Source organism: Draconibacterium sp. IB214405 (genome assembly GCF_033963885.1).
GTDB lineage: Bacteria > Bacteroidota > Bacteroidia > Bacteroidales > Prolixibacteraceae > Draconibacterium.
Genome location: NZ_JAXBMA010000033.1, coordinates 1 through 510, shown reverse-complemented (window position 1 = coordinate 510; position 510 = coordinate 1). Strand labels below are relative to the sequence as shown.

Below are 510 nucleotides of genomic sequence, written 5' to 3'. Positions count from 1 at the left end.
TACAGTAAAGGTGGCCCGAGCTGTATCGGTTGAACAACTGTCGGTAACAGCAAATACAATACTTACTGTTCCGCCATCACACAAGTCTGGTGCTGTCTCCCCTGACAGATCAGGTACGTCAGCGTCACACTCGTTGCTCAGTACTACAAAATCAGCAATCCACGCGTCAAACGCATCATCAAGATCGGCCTGGGTCAGGTAATCACAGTGGTCTACCTCCATATCTTCAGGTCCGTCTACATCGATAGCGGTAGCGGCATTTACAGTAAAGGTGGCCCGAGCTGTATCGGTTGAACAACTGTCGGTAACAGCAAATACAATACTTACTGTTCCGCCATCACACAAGTCTGGTGCTGTCTCCCCTGACAGATCAGGTACGTCAGCGTCACACTCGTTGCTCAGTACTACAAAATCAGCAATCCACGCGTCAAACGCATCATCAAGATCGGCCTGGGTCAGGTAATCACAGTGGTCTACCTCCATATCTTCAGGTCCGTCTACATCGATAGC

1 protein-coding gene is annotated in these 510 nt (G+C 49.6%); it reads right to left on the bottom strand.

Features of this window, described 5'->3' with window-relative positions; genetic code table 11:
- Positions 1–510, bottom strand: a 510-nt coding sequence (locus SLH46_RS21660; RefSeq protein WP_320283313.1) for a hypothetical protein, incomplete at both ends; no start/stop codon positions are given.